The sequence below is a fragment of the Actinoallomurus acaciae genome, from assembly GCF_042429965.1.
Classification (GTDB): domain Bacteria; phylum Actinomycetota; class Actinomycetes; order Streptosporangiales; family Streptosporangiaceae; genus Actinoallomurus; species Actinoallomurus acaciae.
Genome location: NZ_JBHLZP010000462.1, coordinates 1 through 6,368, shown reverse-complemented (window position 1 = coordinate 6,368; position 6,368 = coordinate 1). Strand labels below are relative to the sequence as shown.

5 protein-coding genes are annotated in these 6,368 nt (G+C 72.5%); 1 reads left to right on the top strand and 4 read right to left on the bottom strand.

All coding sequences use genetic code 11. The features are described 5' to 3' along the window. Nucleotides 1–607: ArsR/SmtB family transcription factor (locus ACFFNX_RS38625; protein WP_378211065.1), on the top strand; the 607-nt coding region annotated here is incomplete at its 5' end. 147 nt (nucleotides 608–754) lie between these two features. Here ACFFNX_RS38625 and nhaA read toward each other — a convergent pair. The 4 genes from nhaA to ACFFNX_RS38605 all read right to left on the bottom strand — a co-directional run. After that, entirely contained in the window at nucleotides 755–2,650 is a 1,896-nt protein-coding gene (gene nhaA, locus ACFFNX_RS38620) for a Na+/H+ antiporter NhaA (RefSeq protein ID WP_378211064.1), read from the bottom strand. A gap of 189 nt (nucleotides 2,651–2,839) precedes the next feature. After that, the gene (locus ACFFNX_RS38615; protein WP_378211063.1) at nucleotides 2,840–5,311 is read right to left on the bottom strand and encodes a discoidin domain-containing protein; all 2,472 of its coding nucleotides are present in this window, start codon (nucleotides 5,309–5,311) and stop codon (nucleotides 2,840–2,842) included. Between the two features lie 116 nt (nucleotides 5,312–5,427). Further along, entirely contained in the window at nucleotides 5,428–5,826 is a 399-nt protein-coding gene (locus ACFFNX_RS38610; RefSeq protein ID WP_378211062.1) for a TIGR03618 family F420-dependent PPOX class oxidoreductase, read from the bottom strand. Between the two features lie 204 nt (nucleotides 5,827–6,030). Beyond that, on the bottom strand, nucleotides 6,031–6,368 hold a 338-nt coding region (locus ACFFNX_RS38605; protein WP_378211061.1), incomplete at its 5' end, for a DUF4253 domain-containing protein.

Genomic DNA, 6,368 nt, shown 5'->3' with positions numbered 1-6,368 from the left:
GAGCCGGCGGCTGGGGCGCGTCGGCGAAGCCCTCGCGCTGTACCACGAGGCCGCCCTCGCCCCGTACCAGCCGCGGATGCGCGCGCTGATCGACGCCGACCGCGCGGTGCGTGCGCGGGCCCTGCTCGACGGCGGCGTCGAGGGGCTGCTGAAGACCCTGCGGCCCGCCGTACGCTGGCGGCGGCCGGTGCTGGAGACCGACTACCCCGTCGATCAGGAGCTGCGGCTGGACGGACGCGGCCTGCTGCTCGTGCCGTCCGTGTTCTGCGAGCGCACGCCCATCAGCCTCCTCGACCCGGACCTGCCGCCCACACTCGTCTACCCGATCGACCACAGCGGCCCGGCGGCGGAACCGGCCGGCGACGGCCTCGCCGCACTGGTCGGCACCACGCGGGGCGAGGTGCTACGGCGTCTCGGCGAGGCCGCGGCCACCACCAGCGAGCTGGCCCGCGTCCTGGACATCTCCACCGCCTCCGCCAGCCAGCACGCCTCGGTACTGCGCCGCTCGGGCCTCGTGGTGAGCCGCCGCGCCGGCAACGCCATGATCCACCGCATCACCCCGCTCGGCACCGCCCTGCTGTGCGGAGGTGGCCGCACCGTCGGATAGGTGTGTCGACGCGGGGTGAGTTTCCTGGTCGCACCGGGTGCGGAGACTGTGACCGGCGACGGGGCGAGTGTACGGTGGGACGCGAAGACCTCCGGTGTGGTGCAGTCCTAGCAGCTGCACCACACCGGAGGTCTTCGCCATGAGCGGCTAGGAGACGCTCCCCAGGTAGGCCCGGGCGCGGGCGGCGCGGATGGCGGCGGACAGGGTGTCGATGTCGTACGCGCCGTAGTGGCGCTTGCCGTTGATGAAGAACGTCGGGGTGCCGGACACGCCGCTCAGGTCGGCGGAGTCGAGGTCCTCGGCGACCCGCGCCGCGCCGAGGTGGCGGCGCAGGTCGGTGCCGAACCGGTCGACGTCGAGGCCGAGCGCGTCGGCGTGGCCGAGCAGGTCGCGGGCGCGCAGCCGGTCCTGGTGGGCGAACAGCCGGTCGTGCATCTCCCAGAACATGTTCTGGACGGCGGCCGCCTCGGCTGCCTCGGCGGCGAGCTGGGCCGCCGGGTGCACGTCGTGCAGCGGCAGGTGACGCCAGACGTAGCGGACGTCGCCGAAGTCGGCGAGCAGTTCGCGTACGACGGGCTCGGCCTGCCCGCAGTACGGGCACTCGTAGTCGCCGTACTCCACGACGGTGACCGGGGCGTCCGACGGCCCGCGGACGTGGTCGCGATCGGGGTCGACCGGGGCGGCCAGGTCGACGATGGGTTCGGCGGTGCCGAGCAGCGCCCGCAGCTTCAACCGCTTGGGCAGCATGCGGGTGACACGGAAGATCGCCCAGGTGAGGACCGAGGCGACGAGCGCGGAGCCGAGGATGCCGAGCTTGGCCTCCTCGAGCCGCGTGCCGTCGAAGGCGAGGGTGGCGATCAGCAGCGAGACGGTGAACCCGATGCCGGCGATCGCGCCGCCGCCGACGACCGCCGCCCACCCGACCGGCACCTGGATCCGTCCGCGCGTCAGGCGCGTGATCAGCCATGAGCCGCCGGTGATGCCGATCGGCTTGCCGGCGATGTAGGCGGTCAGGATGCCCAGCGTGATCGGCGAGGTCAGCGCGTGGGACAGCAGCCCGCCACTGATCGCGACCCCGGCGTTGGCGAGGGCGAAGATCGGCACGATGACGTAGCTGGTCCACGGGTGGTAGAGCAGTTGCAGCCGTTCGTTCGGCGAGATCGCCGAGGCCAGCCCGTCGCTCGCGGTGCGCGCCAGTTCGGCGGTCGGCTGCTCGCGGAACAGCCGGAACATCTCGCTCGCACGCTGGAGGTCGTCGCGTGCGGCGGGAGAGGCGTAGGTGAGCAGCCCCAGCACGAGGCCGACGACGACCGGCTCGATGCCGGACTTGAACATCGCCACCCACGCCGCGACGCCGAGCACCGCGTACACGATCCCGTGCCGCTCTCCGCGGATCCGCAGGACCAGCACGACGACGAGGATGCCGAGGGTGATGAGCAACGGCATGACCCGGACGTGGCCGCTGTAGAACACCGCGATCACGGCGAGGGCGACCAGGTCGTCGACGACCGTGACGGTGAGCAGGTACGCGCGCATCCGCGACGGCACGTTCGAGGCGGCCAGGGTGAGCATGCCGAGCGCGAACGCCGTGTCCGTCGACATCGCGGCGCCCCAGCCGTGCGCGGACGGCCCGCCGGCGTTGAACGCCAGAAAGATCGCGATCGGCACGATCATCCCGCCGACGCCGGCCATCAGCGGCAGCACGAGCCGCCGGCGGTCGCGCAACTCGCCCATGTCGAACTCGCGGCGCGCCTCCAGCCCGACGATGAAGAAGAAGAACGTCATCAGCCCGGTGTTGACCCACTCGCGCAGGTCCTGGGACAGCGCCGAGCCGCCGAGCCGGATCGAGAGCCGCGTGCTCCAGACCGACTCGTAGGAGGACGTGTCGACGTTCGCCCACAGCAGCGCGGCCACCGTCGCGGTCAGCAACAGGGCGGCACCGCCCGTCTCCGTACGGAGGAACTCGCGCAGCGGCGTCTTCAGCTGCAACGCCCAGGCGGTTCGCCCGGAGAACCGCTCGGCGGCCTCCCCGGTCTCGCTCATGCCGGAGGACTCGGTTGGTTCCGTCTCCGTAGGAGACCCGTCAAGATTCCCACAGAAAGCATCGTAATCGGGCATGACTCCACCTGAGACCATGCGCGCCCGTGGCGGCGCGCCGGTTCCTTCGGGAGGCCAGGGCGGCGGCGCGGCGAGACCCCGCCTGCTCGCGGCGGTCGGTGGAGGCCGGGCGGGCTACCCCGCCGGGACCCCGATCTGGATCTCGGCGGCGGAGGCGTACCCGCCGCCCGCCTCGACGGCCGTGAGCCGGACATAGCGTGCCACGACGTCCGGCAGGGCGATCGACTTGCGGGTCGCGTCGAGCGGCCAGGTGCCGCTCGCCACCCGGGTGAAGGACTTCCCGTCGACGCTGGTGGCCAGCTCGTAGCGGGTGATCACGCCGTTGTGGTTGCCGTCCTCCCGCGGCTGGTAGGTGACCTGGGAGATCCGCCGCGTACGCCCCGTGTCGACGGTCACCGCCTGGGGGAGCGCGGCGGGCGGGCTCCACTCGGTGTGCCACATCGACTCGACGCTGCCGTCGACCGCCTTGCGCGGCTCGTAGCCGTGGTGGAACCCGGTCCCCGTGGCGCTCAGCGACTGTCCAGGCAGGTAACGGACGTCTCCGGTCGGCGCCACGGGCGTCACCGCCAGGTCGTCGAACTCCGCGTGCAGCCACGGCGCGACCGCCAGCCCGGCCTGCCCCGACGCGTGCGCCGACGAGACGACCTGCGCCAGCCGCCGGCCGTCGAGGAACGCGGTCACCTGGTCGCCGGAGAAGCGGAGCCGCAGGCGGTGCCACGTGCCGGTGCCCACCGGCGTACGGCCCGCCGCCAGTGTCCGGCGCTGGACCGGGCGCCGGCTCTGGGCCTCGACGCCCGCGCAGGCGGGGTCGCTGGGCACGCAGAGCGTGGAGTCCTGCCCCTGGAGGTTCTCGTCGTAGAGCTGCCAGTCGCCGCGGCCCGACACGCGCAGGTGGATGCCGGAGACCGCGTCGGCCCACTGCCCGTCGACCCGGCCCAGCAGCTCGACCCAGCCGTCGCCGTCCCCGTCGAGGCGGGCGTCCACCCCGGCCTCGTAGTCGCGCCAGGACTTCAGGTCCCCGACGATGGTCACCGGCCGCCGGAGCCAGCCGTTCCACCACACCGGCTGTTCGCCGATGACCTGGCGCAGGCAGCGTCCGGGCCGCCCGTCGCAGGGCGCGACCTCGAACGCGCCGTCCAGGTCGGAGACGTAGCGCGGCGCCGACCCGACGGCGGAGGAGTCGAAGCCGTCGCGGTAGGGCAGCCGCAGCGGCGCCGGCGGCGGTGAGACGGCCCGGCCCTTGCCCTGCCCGTGGGTCGTCGTCAGCGTGTAGACGTGGCCGGGAGCGAGCGTGAGGGTGTCTCCGGGCCGTACGGTCCCCGCGCGCACGAACCACCGCCGTGAGTCACCGGAGGACAGGTCCGAGGACCACACGGTGGCCGGGCCGTCCGGCAGGCCGCCGGTGACGGTGAACCGCAGCCGCTGCGGCGCGGTGGCGTCGATGGTCTCGGCGATCAGGCTGTAGTCGCGGGAGTCCGGCGAGCGCAGCGCCACATAGCTGCCGCCGCCGTCGAGGTAGCCCTTGGCGGAGTCGACGTAGCGCCAGCCCGGCTCGGTGAACTGGGTCGTGTGCGCGGTGGCCCACAGACTCGGGCCCGCGACGTACGCGCCGGACCACGGCTCGTTCGCGCCCATCAGGCCGGACGCCTGGAAGGGCATGGTGTCGTACCAGGAGGCGATCAGCGACCAGTTGATCGTCGAGGTCATCGCGCCGTCGATGTACGGCCGTGAGAGCGCGCGGGCCAGGGGCGCGGCGCCCGAGTCGTACGGCAGCGACCCCTGTTCGCTGGCGTGCAGCGGCTTGCCGAGGGCCTGCGCCGCCGCCGGGCTCGGGCAGTGGAGGTAGTCGCTGAGGTACCCGCAGACGTAGTGCTGCCCGACGACGTCGACGGCCGCGGCGAAGGCCGGGTTCGCGGCCATCGGCTGGAGCACGTCCCAGTTGAAGCTGTCGTCGGCGACCACCTTGACGTCGCCGTACCCGTGCTCCCGCAGAGCCTGGTGCAGCCGTACGAACCAGTCGCCGTTGGAGTAGCCCTCGTTCCAGCCGCCGAGGTAGTCGATGTGCAGGTGGTGCCGTGCCGCGCAGCCGAGCCAGGCGATCAGATAGTCGATGTTCCGGTCCGTCCACACCGTCGGGCGCGCGTCGCCGCTGCCGGTCCAGCCGGGCGCGCCCCACTGCAGCGCGGACAGCTTGATCCGGGGGTTGCGGGCCTTGGCCTGCTCCATGAGCCACCACTCGTAGCCGCGGTCGCAGTTCAGGTCCGACGGGGTGCGCATGTGGCTCGGCTCGGCGCCGTCGGTGGAGTTGGTGTCACCGCCGATCTCGACCTTCAGGATCTGCAGCGCGGCCCCGTACCCGGGCTTGAACAGATAGTCGAGTATCCGGCTTCGCTGCGGCTCCGGATAGTCGACGAGCAGCCGGGACGAGGCGCCGGCGCTGAGCGCGCCCACGCCGTCGAAGACCCGCCCGCCCGCGGCGCCGTCGAGCGTCACCTGCGGCGGGGCGGCGGCACGTGCGGGGCAGGCCAGGGCTAGGAGGGGCAGCAGGCCGAGGGCGAGCAGGATCCAGCGGGGGCGCGCGCGCATGTCGTCTCCTCACCAACGCGACGCACCACCGATTTTCACGTCCGTCACAGAACGTCAACACCTCTGGCCGGAAGCGGCAGTCCGCCGCTCCGGACGTTTGGCGGTCCGCCGGTGTCTCAGCCGCCGGGCGTGAACAGGATGTGCTCAGGGCGTACGCGCACGGTGATCCGCCGCTCTTCGGCGGACCGGTACGGGTAGCGGTCGACACCGAGGTACTTGTGCGCCAGCCGGTCGATCACGTCGTCGGCGCCCTGCTCTTCGAGTTGTGCGTTCCCGGAGACGCTGACGGTGCGGAAGGCGTCGTTCGGGTCGACCATGCTCACCGACACCCGGGGGTCGGCGCGCAGGTAGCGCTCCTTGGCCCGCCCGACCGCGGTGTTGAAGATGACGTCGTCGCCGTCGACGTCGACCCACACGACCGTGTTGTGCAGGGAGCCGTCGGGGCGCACCACCGTCGCCCACCCGGGAAAGGCCTCGGCCAGCAGTTCCTTGGCGTCGTCGCTCAACGTGGTCATGAAACCTCCTTCGTCGGAGGGTGTGACCACCGGGCCGTGCCTTTGATTCCCTCGCTTCGCTCGGTCATGAGACCTCCTTCGTCGGAGGGAGTGACCACCGGGCCGTGCTCTTGATTCCCTCGCTTCGCTCGGTCATGGGACCCCCCGTCTCCGGCGCGTGACGACGCCGTCTGTTTGCGTGACGGAACCGAGTGTGACGGTCGATCATTCCCAGCGGAACGACCAGACCCGCGCGTCGCGGATCTGCTCGGCGTGCCCGGCCAGCGTGCCCGGTCCCTGGACGATGACCTCGGGGCAGAACGTCGCGTGCTCGGCGGCCACCCGCAGGGCGTGCCGGAAGGTGACGGGAGGGGCGGCGACGCTCAGTTCGAGGGTGTCGAAGCCGAGGCCGACGACCCGGACGCCGAACCGGTCCTCCCAGCCCCGTACGACCGCCGACAGCGGCGCGGTGAGCGTGTTGTGGTGGCTCGCGCCCTGCCAGCCGACGGCGGCCAGCACGTCGGCGCCGCGCCCGTCCGGGACGGGGCCGAGGGGGCGCCCGG

Excerpts from the sequence above, each read along its gene's own strand:
- ACFFNX_RS38610 (WP_378211062.1), bottom strand. The coding sequence starts at position 5,826 with ATGACCACGTTGAGCGACGACGCCAAGGAACTGCTGGCCGAGGCCTTT.
- nhaA (WP_378211064.1), bottom strand. The coding sequence starts at position 2,650 with ATGAGCGAGACCGGGGAGGCCGCCGAGCGGTTCTCCGGGCGAACCGCC.
- ACFFNX_RS38615 (WP_378211063.1), bottom strand. The coding sequence starts at position 5,311 with ATGCGCGCGCGCCCCCGCTGGATCCTGCTCGCCCTCGGCCTGCTGCCC.